The organism is Mesorhizobium sp. M7A.F.Ca.CA.002.09.1.1, from assembly GCF_003998555.1.
GTDB classification, from domain to species: domain Bacteria; phylum Pseudomonadota; class Alphaproteobacteria; order Rhizobiales; family Rhizobiaceae; genus Mesorhizobium; species Mesorhizobium ciceri.
Genome location: NZ_RZRR01001289.1, coordinates 1 through 1103 on the forward strand (window position 1 = coordinate 1; position 1103 = coordinate 1103).

The following is a 1103-nucleotide window of genomic DNA, read 5'->3' on the forward strand; positions in this document are numbered from 1 at the left end:
CGCTCTATCCACTCACCTTGAAGAAATCGACAAACGCCCGGAGCGCCGGGCGCATCTGCCGGCGGCTCGGATAGTAGACGAAGAAGCCGTCGAAGGAGGGGCACCAGTCCTCCAGCACACGGATCAGCCTGCCGTCGGCGAGCGGCGCGCGGACATAATCCTCAAAGACGAAGGCGAGCCCAGCGCCGTCGACCGCCGCCTGGGCGATCAAATGGTCCTCGTCGAGGATCAGCGGTCCCTCCACCGCCATCTCGATCGCCTCGCGGCCTCTCTCGAACTCCCAGCGGTAGAGGATGCCGCTGGAGAAGCGGAAGCGGATGCAGCGGTGGTCAGCCAGGTCGCGCGGGTGACGCGGCTTGGGGTTGACCTCGAAATAGACCGGGGCGCCGACCACCGCGCCGCGAAGGTCCGGCCCGATGCGCACCGCGATCATGTCGCGCTGCAGGCTCTCGCCTAGCCTGACGCCAGCATCGAAGCCCCCTTCCACCACGTCGGTGAAACGGTCCTCGATGACGATCTCCAGCACGATATCGGGATAGGCCGACGCAAAGGCGCCCAGCCGTGGCGTCAGCGCCAAATGGGCTGCGGTGCGCGGCACGGTCAGGCGCAGATTGCCGGCCGGCCGGTCGCGTGTCTCGATTGCCGTCTCCAGCGCCAGATCGATCTCCGACAGCGCCGGTCGCAGCCGTTCCAGCAACTGCGCACCTTCTTCGGTCGGCGCGACGCTGCGTGTGCTGCGCGCCAGCAGCCGAACGCCAAGCCGCGCCTCTAGGCTGGACACCGCATGGCTGACCGCCGAAGGCGCGATGGCCAATTCCCTGGCCGCGCCGCGAAAGCTGCCGCATTGGGCAACGGTTGCCAGCACGGCCAGTTGGGAAAGATGCGCGCGATTCATTGATCTATCTTTTAGAACAGCCCGTGCAAATGAGAGCCGATTATCGAACACAAGGCAAGGCGCTATTTCTGCCGCATCGCAACAAGGAGACGCGTTATGCAAACCCGCAAGCTAGGAACTGAATTGAACGTCTATCCCGTCGGCCTCGGCTGCATGGGCATGAGCTTCGCCTATGGCGGCCAGGCGGAAGCCGACGCAATCGCCACGC

Annotated in this window: 1 protein-coding gene and 1 pseudogene; one reads left to right on the plus strand and one right to left on the minus strand. The window is 65.2% G+C overall.

Translation table 11 applies throughout. The annotated features are described in order from the left end of the window. Positions 1-4 precede the first annotated feature (4 nt). Positions 5-895: a LysR family transcriptional regulator gene (locus tag EN994_RS32600; RefSeq protein ID WP_013528304.1), complete on the minus strand. Its 891-nt coding sequence runs from the start codon at positions 893-895 to the stop codon at positions 5-7. A gap of 96 nt (positions 896-991) precedes the next feature. Here EN994_RS32600 and EN994_RS36550 point away from each other — a divergent pair. Further along, positions 992-1103: pseudogene (locus EN994_RS36550) on the plus strand (aldo/keto reductase); the annotation flags it as partial.